The sequence below is a fragment of the Streptomyces sp. NPDC050636 genome (assembly GCF_040654775.1).
Lineage (GTDB): Bacteria > Actinomycetota > Actinomycetes > Streptomycetales > Streptomycetaceae > Streptomyces.
In genome coordinates this window covers 15,946-40,534 of record NZ_JBFAIP010000052.1, presented here as the reverse complement: position 1 = coordinate 40,534, position 24,589 = coordinate 15,946, and the positions used below count along the sequence as shown (strand labels likewise).

Sequence of the window (24,589 nt, the reverse complement as noted above, 5' to 3'; positions counted from 1 at the left end):
ATTACTGACGTGCTTACGAGGAACGCCGCAGACGTCATCGTCGTCGGGGCAGGTGCGATCGGTGCGGCTTGCGCCTACTACGCCGCCCGGTCCGGACTCCGCGTCACCGTGCTCGACCGCGGCCCTGTGGCGGGCGGTACCACGGGGGCCGGCGAGGGCAACCTCCTGGTCTCCGACAAGGAGCCGGGACCCGAGCTCGAACTGGCCCTGCTGTCGAACCGGTTGTGGCGGGAGCTGGCCGAAGAACTCCCGCCGGAAATCGAGTACGAATCCAAAGGCGGACTGGTCGTCGCTTCCGGCGCGGCCGGGATGGCAGCGCTGAGGGACTTCGCGGCCGGGCAGCGGACGGCAGGTGTCACGGCGGACGAGGTCCCGGCCGACCGCCTGCACGACCTGGAGCCCCATCTCGCCGCCGGCCTGGCGGGTGGCTTCCACTACCCCCAGGACGCGCAGGTCATGCCGGCACTCGCCGCCGCGCATCTGCTGCGCGCCGGCGGCGACCAGGTCCGACTGCGCCTCGGCGAGGAGGTCACCGGCCTGCTCACCGGGGCGAGCGGAGAGATCCGGGGGGTGCGGACGACGGCCGGGGAACTGCACGCCCCGTACGTGGTGAACGCCGCCGGGACCTGGAGCGGTGACCTCGCCCGCCTCGCGGGTGTGGACCTTCCCGTACGGCCCCGCCGGGGCTTCGTCATGGTCACCGAGCCGCTGCCGCGCGTCGTGCGCCACAAGGTGTACGCGGCCGACTATGTCGCCGATGTGGCCAGCGGCTCTGCCGCGCTGCAGAGCTCGGCGGTGGTGGAAGGCACCGCGGCGGGGCCGGTCCTGATCGGCGCCAGCCGGGAACGGGTCGGCTTCGACCGCACGCTGTCGGTCGAGGTGCTGCGGCGGCTGGCGGCCCAGGCCACCGCCCTCTTCCCGGTGCTCGCCGGGGTCCGGGCGCTGCGCACATACGTCGGCTTCCGCCCCTATCTGCCGGACCACCTGCCCGCCATCGGCCCCGACCCGCGCGTCCCCGGCCTGCTGCACGCCTGCGGCCACGAGGGCGCGGGGATCGGGCTCGCTCCCGCCACAGGACTGGTCGTCGCACGGTCGCTGACCGGCGGCGAACCGCCACTCGACATCACTCGCTTCAGGCCGGAACGCTTCCCTCAGTCCGCCTGAGACCGCCAGCCATGACTGCCATGAGAGGAGGACCCGTGGCCCGTACCCCCGCCGACCTGGTCGGCGCTCGGCCCGGTCCGTCGTTCCGGATCACGTTCGACGGGCGCGCCGTGACCGCGCTGCCCGGCCAGTCCGTCGCCGCTGCGCTGTGGGGAGCCGGAATCCTGGCCTGGCGCACCACGCGCAGCGGCGGCCGCCCGCGGGGCGCGTTCTGCGGCATCGGCCAGTGCTACGACTGCCTCGCCACCATCAATGGAGAGCCCAACCGGCGGGCCTGCCTGGTGCCCGCTCGGCCGGGGGACGCCGTCACCACTCAGGAAGGACACGGCCGTGCCGCTCTCGGCGTCTGAACCGTTCGACCTCGTGGTGATCGGTGCGGGCTCGGCCGGTCTCGCCGGAGCCGTCGCGGCCAGTGAACTCGGACTGTCCGTCGCCCTGCTGGACACCTCCGCGCAGACCGGCGGGCAGTTCTACCGCACTCCGGCGACCGTCATGGGAGCCGTCCGGCCCGAGGCGCTGCACCATGACTGGTCCGCCTACACCGACCTGCGCCGACGGCTGGCGCGGAGCGACGTCCGCCACCTTCCCGGACATCACGTGTGGAGCGTGACGAGAGACGAGGAGGAGGGCGCGGGCGCCGGGGGTGCCGACGGGCCGTGGGCGGTGCACGCCGTCACCGGGGCCGACGGCGGCGGCGAGCGCCCCGTCCGCGTACGGGCCCGGTCGGTGCTCCTGGCGACCGGCGCGTACGAACGCCAACTCCCCTTCCCCGGCTGGACGTTGCCCGGCGTCGTGGGCGCCGGTGGAGCGCAGGCCATGCTCAAGTCCGGCCTGGTGCTGCCCGGACGGCGGGTGGTCGTGGCGGGCAGCGGCCCGCTGCTGCTCGCGGTCGCCTCCTCGCTGGCCGCTGCCGGTGCGAGCGTGCCGGCCGTTGTCGAGGCGTCCGGCTACCTGCGGTACGCCCGGCACCCCCGGGCGCTCGTCACCAATCCGCACAAGGCGGCCGAGGCGCTGATCCACGGTGCCTCGCTGCTGTGGCACCGGGTGCGCGTGCGGCTGCGCAGCGCGGTCACCGAGGTGCACGGCACCGACCGGGTGGAGGCCGTCACCGTCACTCGTCTCGATCGCGACTGGCGTCCCGTACGGGGGACGGGGCGACGGATCGACTGCGACGCGCTTGCCGTCGGACACGGCCTCGTCCCCCAGATCGAACTGGCCACGGCGCTCGGCTGTGCCACCCGCCCGCTGCCCGACGGCACCAGGGCCCTGACCCTGGACGGCCTCCAGGAGACCTCGGTACGCGGTCTGTGGGCGGCAGGTGAGACCGGGGGAGTGGGAGGGGCGCAACTCGCCCGTACGGAAGGAGAGCTGGCGGCTGTCGCTGTTGCCGCCCGGGTCCTTGGACGCCCCGCCCATGGCGGCCGGGCCCGGGAACTCCAGCGCCGCAGGGACCGGATGCGCGCCTTCGCCGACGCCATGACCGCTGCCCACGCGCCCGGCCCGGGGTGGTCGCGCTGGCTCACGGACGACACCGATGTGTGCCGCTGCGAGGAGGTCACCGCCGGGCGGATTCGCGAGGCGGTCGAGGACCTCGGAGCGCGGGACGCACGCACCGTCAAGCTGCTCACCCGGGCCGGTATGGGCTGGTGCCAGGGCCGGATGTGCGGCCCGTCCGTGGCCTGTCTCGCGGCCCGCGACCAAGCCGCCGACCCCCCCGCCGAACGCCGCCCGTTCGCCGCGCCTGTCCCGCTCTCGGCGCTCGCTGCGCTCGACGACCCCGTTGTCCACGAGCCCGGGAACCGAGCCGAGAGCAAATCCGAGACCGAATCCGAGACCGAAGCCGCCCCCGGCGGCGACGGCTGACCGCGAGCCGAGCCGCCCTCGGGGCGCCGCCAACGGCTTGATGAAATGTCACATTCCATAGAGAGGTTTTCGCCGGCATGACCACCACCTGGAACAACGCCCGCCCCTGGCGCGGCATCATGGTCGCCACCGCCCTTCCCCTGCGTGACGACCTGTCCGTCGACTACGACGCCTACGCCGAGCACGTCCGCTGGCTGATCGCGAACGGCTGCGACGGAGTCGTGCCCAACGGGTCGCTCGGTGAATACCAGACCCTCACCGACGAGGAGCGGGCCCGCGTGGTGCGGACCGCCGTCGAGGCCGCGGGCGACGGGGCGCGTGTCATGCCCGGCGTCGCCGCCTACGGCAGCGGCGAAGCCCGACGCTGGGCGGAGCAGGCTGCCGAAGCAGGCTGCGGCTCGGTGCTCCTGCTGCCCCCGAACGCCTACCGGGCCGACGAGGCGGGCGTGCGCGTCCACTACGCCGAGGTCGCCCGGGTCGGGGTGCCGGTCGTCGCATACAACAACCCCATCGACACCAAGGTCGATCTCACCGCCGGCACGCTGGCCCGGCTGCACCAGGACGGCAGTATTGTCGCCGTGAAGGAATTCACCGGTGACGCCCGCAGGGCGTACGAGATCGCCGAACTCGCACCGCAGCTCGATCTCCTGATCGGCTCCGACGACGTCCTGCTCGAACTCGCCATCGCCGGTGCCGTCGGCTGGATCGCCGGATACCCCAACGCCTTCCCCGCCAGCTGCGCCAGCCTGTATCACGCCGCTGTCTCCGGAGACCTGGCCACGGCCCTTCCGCTCTACAAGTCCCTGCACTCCTTGCTGCGCTGGGACTCCAAGACCGAGTTCGTGCAGTCCATCAAGCTGTCCATGGACATCGTCGGGCGGCGGGGCGGGCCCACACGTCCGCCGCGTTCCCCGCTCACCGGGGAGACCGAGGCGGCAGTGCGGGCCGCCACCGAGAAGGCCGTCGCCGACGGCCACTGCTGACCACACCACCCGACCGTCGAAAGGAAGCCCCGTGCGCACCCGCCATGTCTTCCACGCAGTCGACTCGCACACCGAGGGCATGCCCACACGCGTGATCACCGGTGGCGTCGGCGTCATCCCCGGCGCCACCATGGCCGAGCGGCGGACATACTTCATCGAACACATGGATCATCTCCGGACGCTCCTGATGTACGAGCCACGCGGCCATGCCGCCATGAGCGGCGCCATCCTCCAGCCGCCCACCCGCCCCGACGCCGACTACGGAGTCCTCTACATCGAGGTCTCCGGGCTGCTCCCGATGTGCGGGCACGGCACGATCGGGGTCGCCACCGTCCTGGTCGAGACGGGCATGGTGCCGGTGGCCGAACCGGTCACCACCGTCCGGCTCGACACCCCGGCGGGCCTGGTGACCGTGGAGGTCCAGGTGGCGGACGGCGTGGCCGAGTCGGTCACGTTCACCAACGTGCCGGCGTTCTGCGCCGCATTGGACCGCAAGGTCCAGGTGCCCGGCTACGGCACCGTCACCTACGACCTCGCGTTCGGCGGGAACTTCTACGCGTTCGTCGAACTCGACGCGCTGGGGCTGCCGTTCGACCGTGCACGCAAGGACGACCTGCTGGCCGCTGGGCTCGCCATCATGGACGCGATCAACGCCTCGCCGGAGCGGCCCGTGCACCCCGAGCGGCCGGAGATCGCCGGAGTCAAGCACGTCTACCTGGCGGCTCCCGGCGCAGGCGCCCGCCACTCGCGGCACGCGATGGCCATCCACCCCGGCTGGTTCGACCGCTCCCCGTGCGGTACGGGTACCTCGGCCCGGATGGCCCAGCTGCACGCGCGCGGTCAGCTGCCCCTCGGCCGCGACTTCGTCAACGAGTCCTTCATCGGCACCCGCTTCACCGGACGCCTGACCGACAGGACCACCGTCGGCTCGATGCCCGCCGTCGTGCCGACCGTCACCGGCCGTGCCTGGATCACCGGCACCGCCCAGTACTTCCTCGACCCTGACGACCCCTTCCCCGGAGGTTTCCTCCTGTGACCGACGCCGTCTCTCTCATCACCTCATGCAACCCGGCCGACCCCGCCGACGTACTGCTCCAGATCCCGGCGCCCGGCGCGTTCGCGGCGGTCGACGCCGTGGAGCGGGCCCGCGCCGCCCAGCCCGACTGGCTGCTCGGCGGGGCGGCCGCCCGCTCGGCCGCCCTCGGCGCGGTCGCCGCCGCCATCGAAGCCGCCGGAGCGGACCTGACGGCACTCGCCGTCCGCGAGGTGGGCAAGCCGCTCGCCGAAGCGCGGGCCGAAGTCGCACGCACGGTCGCGATCTGGCGCTACTACGCCCAGGCCCCGTACGAGCCCGTAGGTGCCGTCCACGAGAGTGCCGCGGGCCCCGGCCTGCTGCTCACCCGCCGCCGCCCGCACGGCGTGGCCGGACTGATCACGCCATGGAACTTCCCGTTCGCCATTCCGAGCTGGAAGGCGGCCCCGGCGCTCGCGGCCGGAAACACGGTCGTCCTCAAGCCCGCACCCGAAGCCACCGCCTGTGCGCAGCGTCTGGCCGAGCTCGTCCAACAGGCCCTGCCCGCCGGGGTGTTCACCGTCCTGCCCGGCGGAGCGACAGAGGGGACCGCGCTCGTCTCCGCCGCTGACGTCGTCTCCTTCACCGGCTCGACCACAGTGGGCCGGGCCGTCGCCCGCGCCGCCACGGACGGGGGCGTTCCGGTGCAGGCCGAGATGGGCGGCCTGAACGCGGCCATCGTCCTCCCGGACGCCGACATCGAGCAGGCCGCGACCCACATCGCGGCTTCCATCGCCGGCTACGCGGGCCAGAAGTGCACCGCCACCAGCCGTGTCATCGCGGTCGGCGCGGCCCTCGACCCCCTGCGTGAAGCACTCTCCGAAGCGCTGCGGGCCGTTCCGGTCGGCGTCCCGGCCGATGCGGCGACCGTGAGCGGGCCGCTCATCAACCAGCACGCCCGCGACCAGGTCAGCGACGCCTGGCGCGGCCTGGGTGCACTGGCCGGCGGCACCGTACTCGACGGGCCCGGCTGGTACGCGGCCCCGACGCTGGTCGAGAAGGTCCCCGCGGGGCACCGCCTGCTGAGCGAAGAGGTCTTCGGGCCCATCGCGGCCCTCGTGCCCGCCGATGACCTGACCCACGCGGTGCGGATCACCAACTCCGTGCCGTATGGCCTGGTCACCTCGGTCCACACCACCGATCTGGACGCAGCGCTGTGCGGACTCGACCGGCTCGACACCGGAATGATCCGGGTCAACGCACCGTCCACCGGCGTGGACTTCCACCTACCTTTCGGCGGCGCCAAGGCATCCAGCCACGGGCCGCGCGAACAGGGCCGGGCGGCGCTGGAGTTCTACACCTCCAGCCGGACGTACACCCTGTCGCCCGCCAAAACAACGTGACATTGTACGGTGGTGGTTCATACCAGACCGAAGGGACCACGACCGCCATGGGGCATCTGAAGCACCGCGACCTCAACGCAGGCCGGGAGCGGCTGCGCGACCAGGTGAGCAACGCCCTGCGGGCCGCCCTGATCTCCGGCGAGCTGCGTCCGGGTGTGGTGTATTCGGCGCCCACGCTCGCCGAGGACTTCGGCATCTCCGCAACCCCTGTGCGCGAGGCGATGCTCGACCTGGTCCGCGAGGGCCTGGTCGAGCCCGTCCGGAACAAGGGTTTCAGGGTCACCGAGGTCAGCGAGCGCGACCTCGATCAGTACACCGAGATCCGCGCGCTGATCGAGATCCCCATGGTCGGCCGGGTCACCCGCAGCGCCGCCCAAGACGAGTTGGAGGCGCTGCGCCCGGTCGCTCAGGAGATCGTCCGAGCGGCACGTGACCACGACCTCATCGGCTACCTGGAGGCCGACCGGCAGTTCCATCTCTCGCTCCTCTCGCTCTGCGGCAACGACCGCCTCGTCGAGACCGTCAGCGACCTGCGCAAGCGTTCCCGTCTCTACGGGCTCACCGCCCTGGACGAGCGCGGTGAGCTGATCCCCTCGGCCGAGGAGCACCTGGAGCTCCTCGATCTGATGCTCGCCGGTGATGCGAAGGGAGCGGAGAAGTGCATGGCCAAGCACCTGGGCCACGTCCGCTCTCTCTGGGCCAGCAGCGACGGCTCCTCCTCGGCCGAACCCAAATCGGCGGCGCGGCGTACCGGGAAGCGGTCCGCCTGAGGCGCTGAGGCGCTGAGGCGGGCCAGGCTCCCCGCAACGCGGTGCTGTGCTCAAGTGGGAGCTGCCCGAAAGAGGAGGGGGCTGTTTCATGCCCATCTATGCAATGTCACACCTCACGAGCGCACGCACCTCACGAGCGCACGCACCTCACTGGCACGCACCTCACCAGCGCACGCCTAGCTGGTGCACATCCCACTGGTCCACGCCTCGCCAGTCGGACCACCTCACCCTCTCCGCCTCACCGTGAAAGGGCCCCATGAACCCCGCATACGCCACCACCGATCACTTCTTCACCGTCCCGCTGGACCACTCCCTTCCGGACGGCCCGACCCTCCAGGTGTTCGCGCGCGAGGTGGTCGACCCGGCCCGCACCAATGACCAACTGCCCTGGCTGCTCTATTTGCAGGGCGGTCCCGGCGGCAAGGCGCCCCGCCCTTCGGCAGGTTCGCCGGGATGGCTGCCCCAGGCACTGAAGACCCACCGGGTACTGCTCCTCGACCAGCGCGGCACCGGCCGCTCGACCCCGGTCACCGCGCGCATGGCCTCCCGGTTCGCTTCCCCGCCCCGACTGGCCGAGTATCTGGCCCACTTCCGCGCCGACTCGATCGTGGCCGACGCAGAACTGATACGCCGTCAACTGTGTGCTGGAGAACCCTGGGAGACGCTCGGCCAGAGCTACGGCGGTTTCATCACCCTCACCTACCTCTCCCAGGCCCCCGACGGTTTGCGGGCCTGCTACGTCACCGGTGGCCTGCCCGGACTCTCCGCGACCGCCGACGATGTGTACGCCCGCACGTACCCCCGAGTGCGAGACCGGGTCCTCGACTTCTACGCCCGCTACCCAGACGACGCCGCCCGCCTCCGCACGATCGCCGACCTCCTCGCGTCCGGTGACATCCGACTGCCCGGCGGTGACCGCCTCACCACCCGCCGCCTGCGCACCCTCGGCCTCGCCCTCGGCATGGGCGACGGCTTCGAGCGCATCCACTGGCTCCTCGACGAATCTCTGGACGCCGACGGCGAGTTGACCGACACCTTCCTCCATCACGTGGCGGCCCTGACCGGCTTCACCGACAACCCGCTGTTCGCCGTCATGCAGGAGACGCTGTACGGGCAGGGCGCGGGCCCGACCGGCTGGGCGGCCTCCCGGGCCCGCGCAGGTTTCCCTGAGTTCGCCGAGGAGGCGGATCCCCTCCTCCTCACCGGGGAAATGATCTACCCCTGGATGTTCCAGGAGATCAAGGGCCTGCGCCCCTTCGCGGACGCCGCAGACCTCCTGGCCCAGCGCCCGGACTGGCCCCCGCTCTACGACCCCCAACGCCTCGCCGCCAACCAGGTCCCCCTCGCCGCGATCGTCTACCACGACGACATGTACGTCGACGCCGGACTCTCCCTGCGCACGGCGCGTGAAGTCGGCGCCACCCGCGTCTGGGTCACCAATGAGTGGGAGCACGACGGCATCACCGCCTCGGGCGACCGCGTCCTCACCCGCCTGATGGACCTGGCCTCGGGCCGTGCGTAGGCCGCTCGTCCCTCGCTGCAAGAGCGCCCAGTTCGGAAGTGGTGTTGGCCTCGCCGGCCTCGTTGCCGAGGCCGCGGTAGAACGTCAGAGCCTCCCGCAGGCTTTCTCGTGCGGCGGAGTGGTCGCCGGTCAGCCGTAACGAGATGCCCAGGTGGTACAAGGCATCTGCTTGGCCCCTGTGTTCCCCGTGGGCGCGAAAGAGGGCCAGTGCCTCTCGTTGGGTGTCCAAGGCGGCTTGGTGGTTGTCCATTTCACCGTGCACGATGCCGATCCCGTGCAAGGTCCTGGCCTCAAGGAGGGTGTGGTCGAGGCTTCGGTACAGGGCCAACGCCTGGCGCTGCGTCGCCAGCCCCATCGCGTAATGCTGTGTCAGGACTTGGAGTCTGCCCAGCTCACGCAGTGAGTGGGCCTCGCCGAACGCCTCACCGAGATCGCGGCGGATGCCGATGCACTCTCGCTGGGCCGCCATCGCGGCTCGGTAATCGCCGCTCCGCCTCAGCGCGAAGCCAAGGTCGTGCAGGGTCCCGGCTTCGCCGAAGCGGTTGCCGAGACCGCGGTAGATCACCAATGCCTGCTGAAGGGTCTCGACCGCTGTGCCGTAGTCCTCTCGCCTCGTCTGCAGGACGCCGAGGTACCGCAGGACATGAGCTTCTCCCAGACGATTGCCGAGGTCGCGGTAGATGCTCAGCGCGTGTTGGTGGGACTCCACCGCGGCATCGATATCGCCTTGATGACCTTGGACTGCGCCGAGACCGTGGAGGGCGTTGGCCTGCCCGAGACGGTCGCCGAGGCCGCGGTACAGGTCGAGCGCCCGGCTGTGGCTCCGCGATGCATCCGCGACGTCATCGAACTGTCGCTGTATGGTGCCCAGTCCGTTCAGGGCGTCGGCTTGGCCGGTCGCGTCTCCCACCTCTTCGTAGAGGGCCAGGGCTTCCCGCTGCCTGCACGCCGCGTCCCGAGCCCGACCATTCAGCATGTCCATGATGCCCAGCTGATACAGCACGGCGGCCTGGCCGGTACGGTCTCCGTGCCTGTGGAAGATGTCCAGCGCCTGCCGCTGTGTGGTCAGGGCCGCCGGGTAGTCGCCCGCCAAGGAACACAGAATGCCCTGCTGCCGTAGGGCATGGGCCTCGGCAATGTTGTCGCCGCTCTGACCTGCGGCGGTCGCGGCCAACTGCTGGAGGGCGATGGCCTGGTCCCAGGAGCCCTCTTGGCGCAGGTAGGCGGCCATCGCCTGGACGAGCCCCACCGCGGCGGAGAGGCGCGAGGTGGCCAGGGCGTGGTGCGCGCAAGCGGCCAGATTCGACTGTTCCGTGCGGATCCACTCCAGAGCCTGACCACGATTGACCGGAGCGGGTGGCGTGGCGAGCGGCTGGTCCGATCTGGTGTCGCGGTGCCAGTACCGGTTGAGGTGACGGTCGCAAGCTTCCGCCATGCGCCGGTAGTGGTCCAACAACCGGTCGACGGCCTGGTCGCGGTCTTCTTGGGAGTCCTCGGCGACGAGGTGGCGAGCGTACGCGCGGATGAGGTCGTGCGCACGGTAGCGCCCCGGCGACGGCTCGTCGAGCAGATGGTCGATGTAGAGAGCGTCGAGGTGCCGACGGGCCTCAGCCAGGGGGACGTTGCCCAGAGCCGCAGCAGCGTGGGCATCGATGTCGGAGCCTGGATGCAGGCCAAGGCGACGGAAGAACCGCTGCCGGTCGGATGTCAGGTCGCGGTAGGAGAGATCGAAGGCGCCGGCCACCGCGTGGTCCCCCGCAGCCAACTGCGCGAGCCTGTCCCGGGTATCGGCGAATTCGGCCGCCAACTGGCCTATGGCCCAGGCGGGATGGTGATTGATCCGGCCTGCCAGCAGAGTGATCGCCAGCGGCAAGTAGCCGCAGAGACAGACCAGTTCTGCTACTGCCGCAGTCTCGTCGTCCGCGACATCACGGTGGATCAGACGCGCGAACAGCGAGGCAGCCTGGGCGGGCGGCAGTATGTCCAACGCGAGCGGTTGGGCTCCCTCAAGAGCCACCAGACGGCTGCGGCTCGTGATGATCACCAGGCATTCGGCGGAGTTCGGCAACAACGGCTCGATCTGTTCCCGACCGGCGGCATCGTCCAGGACGAGGAGCATCCTCCGGCCGGCCAGCCGGCCAGCCGGCCAGCCGGTCACGCCACAGCCCGGCGCGAGCGTCGAGATCATCAGGTATCCCCTGCGGCGGCACCCCTATACCCGTGAGAAGTGTCGCCAGGGCGGCAGCCGCGGTGACCGGGCGCTGCCCAGGAGTATGGGCATGCAGACGAACGAACAGCTGGCCGTCGGGAAACTCGGTGGCGAGCAGGTGCGCGGCGTGCACGGCGAGAGCGGTCTTTCCGACCCCTGGCATGCCGTCCAGCGTATGGATGGCGATCACTCGTACCGGACCCGCGGCAGCCGCGGGCGACTCGACCAGTTTCCGCAACTCATCGTCGCGGCCGGTGAATCCGCCAATATCCCGCGGCAAGGTGTGCAGGGCGGTCACCAGCGCCGGTGCCGCAGTCTGGTAGTGGGTGACGTGCACGTCACGTGTGGCCTGGTAGACACTGGAGCCGTGCTCGGCCCGCGCTTTCTGCGTCCCCGGTGGAATCGGCGGGGGTGCCCCGGAACCCATTGCTCAGGCGGCTCGGCGAAGCGGACGTCCCACCCTGCTTGGATGGTCCGGCTGTTGCCGGCCCTCCGCGCCTTCGCGAGCCACGAGCAGACGGGAACGCGCCCTGCTCTGACCACGAGTGGATCCATGCGCTACCCCCGCCGCCGATTTCCGAGCCAACAGAGTAGACCTTTGAGGTCTTGACTGAGCTGACGTTCCGTCAATTACCTATGCCTGAGTGACTGTGGGCGGTTCTCCGGCCGAGTCTTCGTAGTAGGCGACGATATCCCCCGGGCTCCCTGTCCTGGCCGCCAACCGGGCCAGGACATCCCTGAGCACGGGATGTGTCGTGCGGGCCGCCAAGTTTTGGAGGTCAACGCCGGTGTAGTCACGCAGAGGAACGTCATTGCCGCGCGGACCCACGGTTTCGTCGTGTGAAACCCGATCCGCTTCAGGGAACGTCTGCTGGTCCATCGTGCTACATCCTCTCTCGACACATGCCTCGGTCACACCCCCGGCCTGTGCAGAGCCGAACGGGCGGCACGGTCGGCCCGGCGTGCGGTGTGTTCGGCCCGGCGATCGGGCGTACGGAGATGTTCCCCAGCCCATCCGCCCTGGCCTGCCTACATCGAACAGTGGGACCGCGTGCGGCCGCGAGGACCGATCAGGCACTGGTGCACGCAGGTTGATATCGGCTACCGGTCACATGTGTGCCGTGCGGCGCGTCATAGCAGTGACGAACGCAAGACCCGGCCGGAGCAACCCCGCACCGGCATAGGCTTGATGGGAGAATTCGTGATGTTCACTGCCTACGTAGTTGTCACCCTCTTGGCCGCCGTCATGGCGGGCTTCTCGGCCGGCGCCATCTTTTTCCGCGCCCAGTGGGTCGTGCAGCCCTTGGCCGACTACGGCATCCCGCGGTCGTGGTGGCCCTGGCTCGGTACGGCCAAGGCCGCGGGGGCGGCGGGTCTGCTGGCAGGCCTGCTCGTGCCGGTCCTCGGTGTCGTGGCCGGGATCGGCCTGGTGCTGTATTTCGCCGGGGCCGTCATCACCGTGGTCCGGGCGCGCTGGTACTCCCACATCCCGTTCCCCCTGCTGTACATGGCGCCGGTGGCCGGTGCCCTGGCGCTGGGGTTCGCCGTCTGAGCCGCGGCTCGGTGTCGGTGCGCCGGGTCGGGCCGTGGGGGAGCGGCGCCCGCTCGACGCTTCCCGCCGGGCCAGGCCACTCCGGTGAAGGCAGCCCCCTGCGCGGACGTGGTCCTCACCACTCCACTCCGGTGGAAGGACGGGCATCATGATTCAGCCCGACGATCGCCGTCAGCGAGCGGAGCCCGCGCCGCGCAGTTCGCTCTGATGCCGGCGCGGAGGGCAGCACAGGACCAGCTGTTGAGCAGTACCCGACCAGGATGGTGGTAGTCCATGGCAGATCATGACCTGACCGGTTTCGACCGCGACACCTTCACCCACGACGGCATCGCCCGCAGGATCCTGCGGCGCGGCACGGGGCCCGCGGTGATCGTGATGGCGGAAATACCGGGGATTACGCCCAAGGTGCTGGAGTTCGCGGAACGGGTGGCCGCGATCGGCTGCACCGCAGTGCTTCCGGTGCTCTTCGGCACGCCCGGCCGCGCCGCGGACCCCGCGGCCGATGGCTGGCTGAAGCCCGGGTTGTACTTCGCCTCGTCGATGGGGAAGGTGTGCGTGAGCCGGGAATTCACCGTGCTGGCCACCGGGAAGTCCTCACCCGTGGTGACCTGGCTGCGGGCCCTGGCCGCACACGAGCACCAGCGCTGTGGCGGCCCCGGCGTCGGAGCCGTCGGCATGTGTCTCACCGGCGGCTTCGCCCTGGCAATGGCCACCGATGAGCGCCTTCTGGCCCCCGTTCTGTCCCAGCCTTCCCTGCCGCTGCCCCTCACCAAGAGCCGGGCCGCCCGTATCGACATCTCCGCCGAAGACCTCGCCACCGTCCGGGCCCGCTGCGAACGCGACGGCCTTCGGGTCATGGGGCTGCGCTTCCGCGGGGACCGGTTGGTACCGGGCGACCGGTTCGCCTTTCTGCGTCGCGAACTCGGTGATGCGTTCACCGCCGTCGAACTCGACGACGGCGCCGCGAACCCCGATGCCGCGCTTGCGCCGCACTCCGTACTGACCGAGCACCTCATCGACGAACCCGGCCAGCCGACCCGCGCGGCGCTGGACGAGGTGCTCGACCTCTTCCGTAGCCGCCTGCTTGACCAGCACCGCGGCACGGCCGCGGAACGGACAGGGTGAGCCGCCCCGACAGGGCGAGGCGGCGCGGGATAGCAACATCGGCACCGGCATCGACATCGACATCGGCACTGGCACCGGCACCGGCATCGGCATCGGCATCGATTCTGATTCCGATACCGATACCGATTTCGAGCCGGACGTGGTCGGTCAGCGGGGTCCGGGGCAGCGGATGTCGTGGCGGGGGAGTGTGCTGTCGACCAGCCAGGCGGTGGCGATGTCACTAGCGCAGCGGTTCGGGGTGAAGCCGTAGACGCCGTGTCCGCCCTGGTCCACGCTGACCATCGTGGCTCGGCGGCCGAGGACATGGCGCGTGGACTGGGCCCCCGGGTACGGGGTGGCCGGGTCGCGGAGGTTCTGCAGGAGCAGAATGTTGCGCGGCCCCTGGTTCGTGATCTTCTCCGGCGCCTCGGGGGCCTGGTAGGGCCAGAAGGCGCAGGGGAAGATGTCGCCGCCCATGGGCCCGCCCACCGGGTAGCGGCGGGAGTCATCGCGCAGCGAGCGGCGGTACGGGGCGAGGCTGCGGGGCCAGCTTCGGTCGTCCTGGCAGATGGTGGCCGCCGAGCTGGGCTGGACGAGCTGGTTGAACGCCGGATCCAGCGCCTTGGAGTACAGCGCGCCCAGCGGAACCTTGACCTTCTCGGCGGACGGTGCGCCGGGCGCGTGGGCCAGGAACTGCCAGACCAGCGCCAGGTTGGGGAAGTCGCTGTCCGAGTACAGCCCCTGCAAGGTGAGCTGACGCAGCACCGTGCCGCTCACCCGGTACCGGCCGACGACGACCGGGTGTCGGTCGAGCCGGTGGATGAGCGTGAACAGGATCCGTCCCACTCGCCCGGGATCACGGCCCAGGTGGTACGTGGCGTCATGCACGGCCACGTACCGGGTGAAGTCCGGGTAGCGCTGCTTGGATCCCGGCCCGAAGAGCCGGAAGCGGTTTCGCCATGTGGCGGAGGTGTCCACCACACTGTCGAAGATCAACCGCTCGGTACTGTGCGGGAACATCTGCGCATAGACGGCTCCCAGGTAAGTGCCGTAGGAGACCCCGTAGTAAGAGATCCGCTGCTCTCGCAGTGCTGCCCGGATGCGGTCCATGTCGCGGGCGTTGTTCTTCGTGTACATCGTCGGCACCAGCGGTCCCGCGTGCCGGGCGCACGATCGGCCGACGCTCCGCTGCAGTTCGGCGGTCGCGGAGAACGGCTTGCCGTACAGCGGAGGGGCCAGCGGCAGGTTGTCCAACTGGTGGACCGAGAGGTGGCACGAGACGCCCGAACTGGCGGCCAGTCCTCGGGTGTCGAAGCCGATCAGGTCGTAGTGGGCCCGAACGGAAGCGGGCACCTTCGCGCTCCACCACAGAGGCATCGCCACCCCGGGTCCGCCGGGTCCGCCGGGATTGAGCAGCAGCACACCGCGCCGATGTCGCGGGTCGCCGGCCCGGAGCCGGGAGATCGTCAGTTTGACCTGCGGGCCCTTCGGATGGGTGTAGTCCCGCGGCACCTGTAGCGAGGCGCATCGGAGGGATGAGCCACCAGGAACACCGGGAGCACCGGGAACACCAGGAATTCCGGGAATCGGCTTGGTGGCCGGGCAGGCCTGCCAGGCCAGTGGTCTGGACCCGCCGGGCCAAGCCGCCTGGACGGCCGACGGGGCGGCCGGAGCGCTGGCCGCGAGGGCGACTGCGGTCAACGCGCCGGCCACGACGCGGGCCGCCCGGGGTGTCCTGGAACGTGCGCGGGCGGCGGCAGGGAGCGGCACGGATCCTCCAACGGCGGTCTGCGTGAACCGGCCGGTGACCCGGCCTCGGTCGGCGTGCTCGCCGGCCACGTCGTCCACCCTGAGGGCCGTCGACGCCGGGCTCCGGATGCATCCCGCGGACGTGCGACAAGAACACCCATTGAGCGCAGAGCGCGCGGCTTCCGCTCCCCGCGGACCATCTACAAGTACGTGCCAGAGCTCAAGGCCGGTGTCCGAACCGTGGTCTTCATCCTGCCCCGCCCCGACCGACCCGACCTGCCCTGCCCCGCCCCGACGCTGACCAGCCCAGCCCGCCTACCCGATCCCGGCCTGCCGCGCATGCAGTTCGGACCGGACGAGTTCGAGGAGGCGGCCGGTCCAGTTACGGCCGCGGCCGGCGTTGTCGCCCCAGAAGTCGGAGTCGGCATCGTCGTAGATGAGGGTCGCGTCGTCGGTGGCCAGGAGGATTTCGGCCAGGTCGGGGTGCTGGGTGTACTTGGTGCGCAGGAGGCCGGTCATGACGGCGGTGCGGGCCTGTTCCCAGCCCTCGCGGCGGGTGGCGTCGGCGGCGAGTCCGCGAGCGGCGTACGGAGTGTCCGCCGCCGCTATCGCGGCCCGTGCTGTGGGGTCGGCGGCCGACAGCGCCCAGTAGGCATGGGCGACCGAAGGGTAGGTGACACCCTCGACGTCGACGGGCGCGGGGTAGTCGTTGCGCAGGCCCTCGGTGCCCGGGTCGTCCACTCGCTGCCGCGGATACGAGTGGTAGAGCTGGACCGCCGGAGCGTGCGGGGTCGTCGGCCCGTCCGCCGGGACCCGGGACGGCCGTTCGCTGATCCACTCGGCCCGCTCCTCGAAGTAGGCGACGGCCTCGCCGTACTCCTCCTGCGAGACCGGTTCGTCGGACCAGCTCTCCATTTCGCCGCCCGGCCCGGCCACCAGCGCCTGGAGCGGCCAGTCCATGCTGTCCATGTCGCCGAGCGCGTAGTGGCGCTGGGACTCCGGGATCGCGAGATAGGCGGCGCGGGCGACGGCCCGGTTCTCCTCGGTGCGGTCGGCGAGGAACACGTCAACTGCTGCCAGACACCGGTCTGTCGAGTCGGGACGCCCGTTCAGTTGGTCGATGGTGTCCCGCACCTCGGCGAGCAGCGACTCGGGAGTGAGCCAGGTGCGCGGCTTGCTGAACTTCCATCCGCCCAGCCCGTGGACGGAGGCCTCGGCGCCGTCCGGGAAGGCGGTGGCCACCCAGCCGTCGTGCAGCTTCCCCTCGAACTCGTCGAGGGTGACCAGGCCCCAGCAGTCGATGAGCCCGTCCGCGTAGATGAACAGCTCGGTGAGAAAGAAGCGCCCGCCGTTGCAGATGAAGCCGTGCCGCCAGGTGCCGGCTATGCGGACGCCGTCCGCCATGCGATGGGTGATCCGGTTGCCGATCATCCTGTCATTGTGCAGGGCTCGCCTCTGGTGCCTCGCCGCAGCTGAGCTTCCACACCACCGACACGCTCGACAGGCTGCTCAGTGAGGTCATTCCAGTCGGGTCGTTGCCGCTACGGTGCCGCGATCCGGGCACGCAACTGCCCTGGAACCACGGCCCGTTCGCCGCCGTTCCCGCAGTCGAGCCGCACCTTTCCATCGTCGCCGATCCGGCGGACCTGCTCAGGCGCCATGTCGTACAGCCGCTCGCCGCTGGTGCGGGGGCGCGGCGCCGCAGCCAGCAGTAGGACGTATCTGCCGGGAGCCGGAAGCTGCACCTCGGAGGTTGGGTACCAGACCGTTATCGGCCCTCGGGATGACACCGGCCCGTGCGCCAGCATGTCGTCGACCTCGAAGCGGAAGCCGGAGCTGCGGGTGGCGCCGTCGTCCACGTGGATCCGTCCGGGCCGTAACCTCCCGCTCACCGGCTGGTAGCCGGCCGCCCGGCGCGAGGCGATCTCCTGCGCGGCGGACCGCACACACGCTGCGGAGGCTGCCGTCACCGCCTCGTCGCTCTTCCCATGCGTACGGTCCATGGACAGCGGTACGGCCACTGCCCCCGCGACGACGACCGCCGCCCCTGCCGTCAGTGCCGTCCGCCGCCGCACCCGTCCCCGGTGGGATCGCCCGGTGAACTCCGGCTCAACAGAGGGGACTTGGCCGCATGGCTCGGCTGCTTCTGCTTCTGCTTCTGTTTCTGCTTCTGAGAGCGGCTGTCGTACCTGCTCCGCTGCCTGCCCGTCTGCCATGGGCCTCTGCTCGTCGCTACTCATCGGCGGAACCTTCCTCTCGATCATTCGATCCTTTACGGCAGTGAGGAAGCCCGCGGCGCACAACACAGACAGCGCGCGGGCCGCCCGGCTCTTGATCGTACGGCCCGCTGCCCGGACGGGAGTTGGCACACACGGCGCGTACGGTCACGGCGCGTACGGACACGGCGGTCCCCACGGACTCGTCACAGCCCGGGCACCCGTGCGGATTCAGCGGCTTGAGCGTCTGGTCGGTGGCGCTCTTGGACGTATGGCCGACACCTGCGCCGGGCTCGGGGAGGGGTGTCGCGGCAACGAGGTCGGTCAGCTCGAACGGTGCTGTGCGCGGCCCGGCCAGCGCCGAGACTACGGCCTCCGCCGCACCCGAGTACGCGTACTGCGCGGCAGCGGCGTGGTCGGGTGGCGTCGGTTGCCATGTGGTCCACATGCGTTCCCGCAGTGCATTCCGACGAATGCGCTGCGCCGATCGAGCGATATCCGCCACCGCCCCGCCCGTCCGGCGCCCCACGAGGTCCATACCTAACCCGTGGGCAGGAGACCGCCGAGGCGAAGGGGGAATGCTGTGGTCAGAGGAAAGGATTCCCGCTCCTTTCGGCTCCTCATCGTCGGATGCTGCGCCCTGTTGCTCGGAGCCGTCTGGGCTGCCGCGCCCGAAGTCAGGGCGCCGCCCGGCGACGTCGGTTCCGACCGGCTCGATCCGCGGATTGCGGAGATCATGCGGAAGCCGGAGTACCGCAATGCCCAGTGGGGCCTGCTCCAGCGCGACCCGGACAGCGGGCGGGCGGTCCACAGTCGGTTCGCCGAGCAGTTCTTCATCCCCGGGTCGACGGCCAAGTTGTTCAGCGTGTCCGGGACATGGCAGACCCTCGGCGGCGCCCATCGCTTCAAGACGCCGGTCCATGCGGTCGGCGAGCGGCACGGGAGCACCCTGGACGGCGATCTCGACCTGGTCGCCCAGGGCGACCTCACCATGGGCGGCAGGACTCGCTCCGACGGCACGGTCGCCTTCACCGACCTCGACCACACGTACGCCAACGACTTCCCCGGCGCCACGCTCACCCCGGAGAACCCGCTTGCCGGGATCGACCTGATCGCGCAGCAGGTACGGCGCTCCGGCATCACCCGTGTCAACGGGAATGTGATCGTCGACGACCGGCTCTTCCGGCCCGAGCCCGTTCTCGATCCCACCCCGACCCCGCTGATCATCAACGACAATCTCATCGACCTGCTGACCACCCCAGGCGACCACCCCGGCGAGCCCGCGCAGCTCGACTGGCGGCCGAAAGTCGCCCCGTACCGCGTCACGTCGACCGTGAAGACCGTGGCAGCGGGCGAGCCGACCGACATCGCGGTGACCGCCTCCGACGACGGCACCCGGATCCGGCTGTCCGGCACCATCGCAGCCGGCGCCGACCCGATGCTGCGCGTGTCCGACATCGCCGACCCGGCGGCCTTCGGCCGCACCGCGCTGATCGAGGCGCTCGAACGAGCCGGGGTGGAGGTCACCGCGGACCCGACGGGACCCAACCCGGCCGGCCGGCTGCCCGACACGTACGAGGGCCGGCCACGCGTGGCCGCGTACACCTCCCCGCCCTACGCCGAGTACGCCGAACTCATCCTCAAGGTCAGCCACAACCTGGGCGCCAACCTCGGTATGTGCCTGATGGCGACCAAGACCGGCAGCCACGACTGCATGGACGGTTTCCCGGTGCTGGCCGACTTCCTGGAACGCGCGGGCGTCGACCACAAACAGGTGCAGCTCCTGGACGGCCGGGGCGGCAACCCCGTCGACCGGGCCACGCCGAAGGCCGAGGTGCAGATGCTGACGTACTGGATGCGCACCCCCGAGGCGAAGCGCTTCCGGGAGTCGCTGCCCATCCTCGGCGTCGACGGCCTGCTGGCCAACAATTGCCGTAACTGCCCAGCGCGCGGAAAGGTGTTCGCCAAGACCGGCGCCGTCGTCGGGCTGGACGCGCTCAACGACCGCCTCGGCGTCGGCGCCATCACGATCGCCGGCTATCTGGACACGGGCAACGGCGGCTTCGACGTCTTCTACGCCGGCGTCAACGGCGCCGCCACCCCCACGACCGACATCGACGGAGTACGGGGAATCGCCAACGACCTCGCCATGGTCTCCGCATACCTGCAGGAGGCGGCGGCGCGGCGGGAAGACTGAGAGTCGGGAGGACTGAGAGTACTGAATCGCGGTCGATCGAGGGCATCCGCACGGTGGGGTGCGAGCGGCCGTCACGTCCAGAATCAAGGCGGCCAGACCCAGTGCGCCGCCCCGGGTGCCCGCGGCGAGGACTGCGGCTGAAACGAGGATCCCGAGCGTGCAGACCAGGTTCACCGGATCGGATCCCCGGCGGTCCACCAGGCGTCCGGCGAGTGGGGTGCAGAACATGGTCGCCGCGCCTACCAGAGCGAGCATCCCTACTGCCTCGGCGCCCAGGCCGTAGACCGGACCGGTAAGGAGGAGCGCCAGGCAGGTCCAGACGGCCGAGAACCCAGCGAAGATACGCCACCGGCCTTGTCACCCGGGCGCGGGACGGACGGCAGGTCCTCTACCGCCGCAGCCCTCTCGGCGACCAACTGACCGGCCAGAGTCAGCTCCCTGGGCCCGATGAAGTCTGTCTTCCCGGGGCGCTGTCACCATCCCCAAAGTAGTTCTGCATCCCCAAACTAGTTCTGCGTGAGGCACATCATCTGGGCCCTGCAGGACGGCCCTGCACCCCACACGCAAGGGCGGTGTTGGCGAATTCGGGCGGCAACATACATCGCCCTCCTAGTCCCAACTGGGCCGAGGAGGGCGATGTCGCGTTCAGGAGCGGGAGTCAGAGCGCGCGCAGCGCTCCCCAGGCCTGCCGACCGACGATGCCGTCCACCGTGAGGCCGTACGCGTCCTGGAAGTGCATGACCCAGCCCTCGGTGCGTGGGCCGAAGTGCCCGTCAACGTCGAGCGCATCACCTCCGGCCCAGTAGTTGATGAGGCACTGGATCTCCCGAACCCGGTCGCCGTAGTCACCGCGTTGGGTCGTTTGGGAGCCGTCGTAGTAGCCGCAGTAATCGAATGCCGACTGTGTGGCGGTGCTTGCCGGTGCGGATGTTGGTGTTGCTGAGTGGGCGACGGTGGGTGCCGCCGCCAGTAGAAGCCCGGCCAGTGCGGTCGCTGCCGCTACCGAGGTGCGTTGACGCGAGAGCATGAAAGCAATTCCCTCCCTTGGGCGACGCGTATCGGATACGCGTGGCAAGGCGGCCGTCCCCAATCGCCGCAGGGAAATACTGGCGCCCGGAACATGCCGCCACGCCCCATTGCCCGAATTTCACTCCTGCGCGTGATAATGCGTGCTCATATAGACACATCTATACGCACCTATCCACACCACCCACGCCTACCTTGTGTGGGTTCTGTCCGATTCGGCGAATTCCCGGCCGTGGGCGTCGTCCTTCCAGCAGAACCCGGGCCGGTGCGCGAAGTTCTGTCCCGCTTGCGCTCTCACCGCCTGGATGATCAGGCTCAGGTTGGGACGGGAGAACTCCCCCCAGTTGCCTGCGTTCGAGGCCACGAGCAATTCACCGTTCGAGCCTCGCCCGGCCCCCGCGACCAGTTGCGTAGCACGCCCTCACAGCCTGTGCCAACCCTCTTGGATCGCGGCCCGCGAACGGCTGTTGCGCGCGTCCGTCTGCAAGTCGAGGCGTGCTACTGCCAGTTGCACGTACGGCCAGTTCCCCGGCAGCGGCACGAGCGAGCTGGTTATCGATGTATCCGGGTCCACTTCAAGCGTGAGGCCGGCCAAAGGCTGCCCCAGGCCTGCCGCTGCTCCAAGAGAAAGCGTCCTATCCCTCGTCCTCGGCCAAGTCCTCCAGCTCCTCTCTGCCCTTGTCGGGGAGCTCTCCGATGAACCGTGGGCAGGTCCAGGCTTCCGGGCTGATCGTGTTCTCCGGCGGCGGGAATTCCCGCGGCGCGTCGAAGTGCGGGATTTCGTATAGGAACTTCGCGTCCCGCGGCTTCGGGTGCTCTTCGCTGTGTGCGCATTCCCGAGGCCGGGGGACTTCGGCGACGGAACGCAGGACGGGGAGGACGCCGCGGAGCACTGCGAGATCGGGCGTACGTTGCACGCCGTTCGCGTCATTTGCACCTGGGTCGCCCCCGCGCCCGGTTGGGCTCTGGGCGGGCAGGGCGTCGAGGTCGGTGCTGCGTTCCCTGTCACGTTCTGCGTGTTGAGGTGAGAAAAGAGGTGAGAAAAGCAGTCAGACGGTCCAGATCGTCGGATGGCTGAGGCAGGCTGCCCCCTGGATCAGGCGGCGCCGGTGCGCGTCGCGGTGACCGCCACCGTCGCGTAACGCATCGTGAAGCTGCCGCCCCTCGCGTCGAGGGCGGCCCCGACGCCCTCCAGCACCTCCGCCAGCTTGTCCGACGGGAGCTGGGTGAGGTTGCCATGGGTGGGCATCTGGTCCAGCCATGCGTCCCGGGTGTAGGACCACTCCCAGTCGAATCGCCACTGTTCCGGGGCACCGAACCCGCCCACCTCTCGGATCCCGTCGGCGGCCTTGGTGAACAGCACCTGGTACCCGTCCAGGGCTTGCTTCGTCGTCGCCTGGAGGTTGAACGGCGAGTCGGGCAGCACCTGCCGGTAGACCGCTGCGACGGCTTCCGCTACGTCGGGCGGAAGCTGGAAGGCGTTCCAGAACGCTGCCAGCCGGCCACCAGGCCGCAGCACCTGCGCGGTCTTGGCCGCTCCCGCAACCGGGTCTACCCAGTGCCAGGCCTGGCCGGCGACGACCGCATCGAATTCCCGGCCGCCCGGGTTCCAGGCTTCAAACGTCGCTACGTCAGTCTCCACCCCGAGTTGTCGCGCCAGGCCGGCCATCCGCGTGTCGGGCTCGACCCCGAGCACCGTGCAGCCGGCCGCTTGGAACTGCCGGGCGGCGATGCCGGTCCCACAGCCGACGTCGAGGACGTCGGGCCCGGGGCTGCCGGCGATGATCCGGTCCACCATGGCGTCGGGATAGCGGGGCCGGGCCCGGTCATAGCGTTCGGCGTCCGAGCCGAATGACTCCGCCGCCCGCCGGTGTTGATGAGGCTTGATGCCGGAAAGGCGTGCACGCTCCGGCGGTATAGTGGGCATGCGCCCACTATGGTGGGCACATGCCCACTCGTCAACGGGTGGACCGATGAAAGAAGGAGGGAGACGCGGTATGCCGACAGGAGTGGCCATGCGCGACGCGCGCGAGCAGCTCTTCGACGCCGCCGAGCGTGTCCTGCACCGGGACGGGCCGAACGCGCTGACCAGCCGGGCGGTCACCACGGAGGCAGGCTGCGCCAAAGGCGTCCTGCACCGGCACTTCGCCGACTTCGACGCCTTCCTCGCCGAGCTGGTGCTGGACCGCATCGCCCGGATCGACAACCAGGCCGCCGCCCTGCGCGACTCGGCCGGGACCGGCACCGTCGCCGACAACCTCACCGGTGCCCTGACGGACCTGTTCGGGGCCGTGGCTGTGGCGATCGTCGGCCTTGTCACCTCCCGGGATGACCTGCGCGCCCGGCTCCGCCGGACCACGCCGACCGGCATCCCGGTACTGACGGAAGCGACGGCCATGATCGCCTCCTACCTCACCACCGAGCGCGAACTCGGCCGCATCGTGCCGGATGCCGACGTCGACATGCTCGCCCCCACGCTGATCGGGACCGGACACATGCTCTTCGCCGACCGGAAAGGCACCCGTCCAGAGGCTGGAGCCGTCGGCAAGGTAGTGACCGCGGTCATCGCCGGCGTTGTGCAAGAACCGCTGGGATGAACGGCCCAGCAGCAAGTCCGCACCCGAGGATCGGGTGCCGGTGTGCGGAAGAGCCGGCCTTGGCACCGGCCTTGGAGCCGGCCTTGGACCCAGCCTTGGAACTGGCCTTCATGCAGTCGAGAGTGGCGATCGTCGTGCACGGTGATTCTCATGAGTGACCGTCCGACGCCGTGGTCCTTCGGCTCCGATGGTCGTCAGCAGACGGAGTCCATGAAGCTCAGCATCCGGCTGTTGACCAGCTCGGCGTGGTCGATCTGCGGTCCGTGACCGGTGTTTGAGATGATCTCGGCGCGGGCGCCCGGTATCAGGCGCGGGACGCGCTCCACTTGGCGTTTCGGGTGCACGAGGAGGCTTCGCTTGCCGAGTAGCAGGTAGAGCGGGGTACGGATGGTGCGCAGCTCGTCCTCGCTGAGGGGAAGTGGCGCCGGGCGCCGTATCCGGTAGGCGCGCACACCGGACCTGATCATCGTGCGCAGCTCGGGCACGATGAGGACCGGCTGCTCCAGCCAGGCTGCCAGGCGCGGGCGGAGCGTCTTGGGCGCGAAGGTCGCGAAGAGGCTGGCGAAGATCCAGACGAAGAACCGCAGGCCCACCTTCTCCAGGCCGCCGGGGTCGAGCAGAGTCACCGAGGCGAGGCGGCCGGGTTTGCGGTGCGCCTGGTTCAGTACGAGCCAGCCGCCGTAGGAGGAGCCGATGAGGTGGACACGGTCGAGGCCGAGGCCGGCGAGCGCCTCGTCCAGCCATTGGGCGGCGAGTTCGGGCTGGTGGATGGGCTCGCGCTGGATGCTGCGGCCCGGGTCGCCGGGAGTGTCGAGGGCGTAGACGGGCCGGTCGGCGCTGAGCGCGGCGGTGTTCGGGTACCACATGGCAGAGCAGCCGCCTGCGCCGTGCACCAACACGATCGGGGTACGGGATTCGGCGGCGGCGTCCGTGGGGCCGTACCGGTAGACGTGTGTCGTCCCGAAGCTGGTCTCCACGTCGAGTTCCGCACGTATGGGTGCGCCCATCGTGTAGACCGCGTCGCAGGCCGTGAAGTACCGGTCGCGCAAGGCGTCGTTCACATAGCGGCCGACATCGGAGCGGGCGCGGGTAGTGGTCTCGGGCACGGTGGGCCACCTCCGGGAGTATCCGTTTTCGTGGTACGACCGTACCACGTTGATGGTACGGCTGTATCATGAAGGTCCCCGATGGGGCCCGGAGCCAGGAACCGAAGAGCGGAGAT

The 24,589-nt window shown here is 70.1% G+C and carries 21 protein-coding genes and 1 pseudogene; 12 read left to right on the top strand and 10 right to left on the bottom strand.

The genetic code is table 11. The features are described from left to right. Nucleotides 1-9: 9 nt before the first annotated feature. The 8 genes from AB0I10_RS28290 to AB0I10_RS28255 all read left to right on the top strand — a co-directional run bounded on the left by AB0I10_RS28290 (nucleotide 10) and on the right by AB0I10_RS28255 (nucleotide 8,717). A complete protein-coding gene (locus tag AB0I10_RS28290) occupies nucleotides 10-1,164 on the top strand; it encodes an FAD-binding oxidoreductase (protein ID WP_363155468.1) in 1,155 nt (384 codons plus the stop codon). A gap of 35 nt (nucleotides 1,165-1,199) precedes the next feature. Continuing rightward, nucleotides 1,200-1,514 (top strand): (2Fe-2S)-binding protein, encoded by a 315-nt coding sequence (locus AB0I10_RS28285; RefSeq protein ID WP_363155467.1) that lies wholly within the window; start codon nucleotides 1,200-1,202, stop codon nucleotides 1,512-1,514. Then, nucleotides 1,495-3,027 carry an NAD(P)/FAD-dependent oxidoreductase gene (locus AB0I10_RS28280; RefSeq protein ID WP_363155466.1) on the top strand — a complete coding sequence of 511 codons (1,533 nt, stop codon included), beginning with the start codon at nucleotides 1,495-1,497 and terminating at the stop codon, nucleotides 3,025-3,027. The genes AB0I10_RS28285 and AB0I10_RS28280 overlap by 20 nt, the downstream gene beginning before the upstream one ends. 77 nt (nucleotides 3,028-3,104) lie before the next feature. After that, on the top strand, nucleotides 3,105-4,010 hold the full coding sequence (locus AB0I10_RS28275; protein ID WP_363155465.1) for a dihydrodipicolinate synthase family protein: 906 nt from the start codon (nucleotides 3,105-3,107) through the stop codon (nucleotides 4,008-4,010). Nucleotides 4,011-4,041: 31 nt separating this feature from the next. After that, nucleotides 4,042-5,046 carry a proline racemase family protein gene (locus tag AB0I10_RS28270; protein ID WP_363155464.1) on the top strand — a complete coding sequence of 335 codons (1,005 nt, stop codon included), beginning with the start codon at nucleotides 4,042-4,044 and terminating at the stop codon, nucleotides 5,044-5,046. Continuing rightward, complete coding sequence (locus AB0I10_RS28265; RefSeq protein WP_363155463.1) at nucleotides 5,043-6,425, top strand: aldehyde dehydrogenase family protein; 1,383 nt, start codon at nucleotides 5,043-5,045, stop codon at nucleotides 6,423-6,425. The genes AB0I10_RS28270 and AB0I10_RS28265 overlap by 4 nt, the downstream gene beginning before the upstream one ends. A 47-nt stretch (nucleotides 6,426-6,472) precedes the next feature. Further along, a complete protein-coding gene (locus AB0I10_RS28260) occupies nucleotides 6,473-7,195 on the top strand; it encodes a GntR family transcriptional regulator (protein WP_363155462.1) in 723 nt (240 codons plus the stop codon). 256 nt (nucleotides 7,196-7,451) lie between these two features. Further along, complete coding sequence (locus AB0I10_RS28255; protein ID WP_363155461.1) at nucleotides 7,452-8,717, top strand: alpha/beta fold hydrolase; 1,266 nt, start codon at nucleotides 7,452-7,454, stop codon at nucleotides 8,715-8,717. On the opposite strand, the gene AB0I10_RS28250 is transcribed toward AB0I10_RS28255, so the two are convergent. Both AB0I10_RS28250 and AB0I10_RS28245 read right to left on the bottom strand, forming a co-directional pair. Then, the gene (locus AB0I10_RS28250) at nucleotides 8,680-10,905 is read right to left on the bottom strand and encodes a tetratricopeptide repeat protein (RefSeq protein WP_363155460.1); all 2,226 of its coding nucleotides are present in this window, start codon (nucleotides 10,903-10,905) and stop codon (nucleotides 8,680-8,682) included. The two genes, AB0I10_RS28255 and AB0I10_RS28250, sit on opposite strands and share 38 nt — an antisense overlap. Before the next feature lie 655 nt (nucleotides 10,906-11,560). Then, nucleotides 11,561-11,806: a YxD-tail cyclophane-containing RiPP peptide gene (locus AB0I10_RS28245; RefSeq protein WP_363155459.1), complete on the bottom strand. Its 246-nt coding sequence runs from the start codon at nucleotides 11,804-11,806 to the stop codon at nucleotides 11,561-11,563. Nucleotides 11,807-12,130: 324 nt separating this feature from the next. Between AB0I10_RS28245 and AB0I10_RS28240 the strand changes: the two genes are divergently transcribed. After that, the gene (locus AB0I10_RS28240; protein ID WP_363155458.1) at nucleotides 12,131-12,478 is read left to right on the top strand and encodes a DoxX family protein; all 348 of its coding nucleotides are present in this window, start codon (nucleotides 12,131-12,133) and stop codon (nucleotides 12,476-12,478) included. Between the two features lie 273 nt (nucleotides 12,479-12,751). Next, a complete protein-coding gene (locus tag AB0I10_RS28235; protein ID WP_363155457.1) occupies nucleotides 12,752-13,603 on the top strand; it encodes a dienelactone hydrolase family protein in 852 nt (283 codons plus the stop codon). Between the two features lie 147 nt (nucleotides 13,604-13,750). On the opposite strand, the gene AB0I10_RS28230 is transcribed toward AB0I10_RS28235, so the two are convergent. The 3 genes from AB0I10_RS28230 to AB0I10_RS28220 all read right to left on the bottom strand — a co-directional run bounded on the left by AB0I10_RS28230 (nucleotide 13,751) and on the right by AB0I10_RS28220 (nucleotide 17,406). Next, nucleotides 13,751-15,004, bottom strand: coding sequence for an alpha/beta hydrolase (locus tag AB0I10_RS28230; RefSeq protein WP_363155476.1), 1,254 nt, complete (start codon nucleotides 15,002-15,004; stop codon nucleotides 13,751-13,753). 642 nt (nucleotides 15,005-15,646) lie between these two features. After that, nucleotides 15,647-16,762 (bottom strand): NADAR family protein, encoded by a 1,116-nt coding sequence (locus tag AB0I10_RS28225; protein WP_363155456.1) that lies wholly within the window; start codon nucleotides 16,760-16,762, stop codon nucleotides 15,647-15,649. 110 nt (nucleotides 16,763-16,872) lie between these two features. Then, nucleotides 16,873-17,406: a hypothetical protein gene (locus tag AB0I10_RS28220; RefSeq protein WP_363155455.1), complete on the bottom strand. Its 534-nt coding sequence runs from the start codon at nucleotides 17,404-17,406 to the stop codon at nucleotides 16,873-16,875. Nucleotides 17,407-18,094: 688 nt separating this feature from the next. On the opposite strand from AB0I10_RS28220, the gene dacB reads away from it, so the two are divergent. After that, the gene (dacB, locus tag AB0I10_RS28215; protein WP_363155454.1) at nucleotides 18,095-19,744 is read left to right on the top strand and encodes a D-alanyl-D-alanine carboxypeptidase/D-alanyl-D-alanine-endopeptidase; all 1,650 of its coding nucleotides are present in this window, start codon (nucleotides 18,095-18,097) and stop codon (nucleotides 19,742-19,744) included. Between the two features lie 81 nt (nucleotides 19,745-19,825). Here the strand turns inward: dacB and AB0I10_RS28210 are convergent. The 4 genes and pseudogenes from AB0I10_RS28210 to AB0I10_RS28195 form a co-directional block, all read right to left on the bottom strand. Next, nucleotides 19,826-20,086, bottom strand: a pseudogene (locus AB0I10_RS28210) (MFS transporter); the annotation flags it as partial. Nucleotides 20,087-20,402: 316 nt separating this feature from the next. After that, nucleotides 20,403-20,771, bottom strand: a complete 369-nt coding sequence (locus tag AB0I10_RS28205; RefSeq protein ID WP_363155453.1) for a peptidoglycan-binding protein — start codon at nucleotides 20,769-20,771, stop codon at nucleotides 20,403-20,405. A 634-nt stretch (nucleotides 20,772-21,405) separates the two neighbouring features. After that, complete coding sequence (locus tag AB0I10_RS28200; RefSeq protein ID WP_363155452.1) at nucleotides 21,406-21,687, bottom strand: hypothetical protein; 282 nt, start codon at nucleotides 21,685-21,687, stop codon at nucleotides 21,406-21,408. A 179-nt stretch (nucleotides 21,688-21,866) separates the two neighbouring features. Next, nucleotides 21,867-22,697, bottom strand: coding sequence for a class I SAM-dependent methyltransferase (locus AB0I10_RS28195; protein WP_363155451.1), 831 nt, complete (start codon nucleotides 22,695-22,697; stop codon nucleotides 21,867-21,869). A gap of 70 nt (nucleotides 22,698-22,767) precedes the next feature. On the opposite strand from AB0I10_RS28195, the gene AB0I10_RS28190 reads away from it, so the two are divergent. Beyond that, on the top strand, nucleotides 22,768-23,367 hold the full coding sequence (locus tag AB0I10_RS28190) for a TetR/AcrR family transcriptional regulator (protein ID WP_363155450.1): 600 nt from the start codon (nucleotides 22,768-22,770) through the stop codon (nucleotides 23,365-23,367). A gap of 194 nt (nucleotides 23,368-23,561) precedes the next feature. Here the strand turns inward: AB0I10_RS28190 and AB0I10_RS28185 are convergent, their stop codons facing one another. Then, nucleotides 23,562-24,473 carry an alpha/beta fold hydrolase gene (locus AB0I10_RS28185; RefSeq protein WP_363155449.1) on the bottom strand — a complete coding sequence of 304 codons (912 nt, stop codon included), beginning with the start codon at nucleotides 24,471-24,473 and terminating at the stop codon, nucleotides 23,562-23,564. Nucleotides 24,474-24,589: the final 116 nt, after the last annotated feature.

Bases quoted from the DNA above. Each gene is read 5' to 3' on its own strand.
- AB0I10_RS28275 (WP_363155465.1), top strand. From the start codon at position 3,105: ATGACCACCACCTGGAACAACGCCCGCCCCTGGCGCGGCATCATGGTC.
- AB0I10_RS28260 (WP_363155462.1), top strand. From the start codon at position 6,473: ATGGGGCATCTGAAGCACCGCGACCTCAACGCAGGCCGGGAGCGGCTG.
- AB0I10_RS28255 (WP_363155461.1), top strand. From the start codon at position 7,452: ATGAACCCCGCATACGCCACCACCGATCACTTCTTCACCGTCCCGCTG.
- AB0I10_RS28250 (WP_363155460.1), bottom strand. From the start codon at position 10,905: ATGATCTCGACGCTCGCGCCGGGCTGTGGCGTGACCGGCTGGCCGGCT.
- AB0I10_RS28245 (WP_363155459.1), bottom strand. From the start codon at position 11,806: ATGGACCAGCAGACGTTCCCTGAAGCGGATCGGGTTTCACACGACGAA.
- AB0I10_RS28240 (WP_363155458.1), top strand. From the start codon at position 12,131: ATGTTCACTGCCTACGTAGTTGTCACCCTCTTGGCCGCCGTCATGGCG.
- AB0I10_RS28235 (WP_363155457.1), top strand. From the start codon at position 12,752: ATGGCAGATCATGACCTGACCGGTTTCGACCGCGACACCTTCACCCAC.
- AB0I10_RS28225 (WP_363155456.1), bottom strand. From the start codon at position 16,762: ATGATCGGCAACCGGATCACCCATCGCATGGCGGACGGCGTCCGCATA.
- AB0I10_RS28205 (WP_363155453.1), bottom strand. From the start codon at position 20,771: ATGCTCTCGCGTCAACGCACCTCGGTAGCGGCAGCGACCGCACTGGCC.
- AB0I10_RS28195 (WP_363155451.1), bottom strand. From the start codon at position 22,697: ATGCCCACTATACCGCCGGAGCGTGCACGCCTTTCCGGCATCAAGCCT.
- AB0I10_RS28190 (WP_363155450.1), top strand. From the start codon at position 22,768: ATGCCGACAGGAGTGGCCATGCGCGACGCGCGCGAGCAGCTCTTCGAC.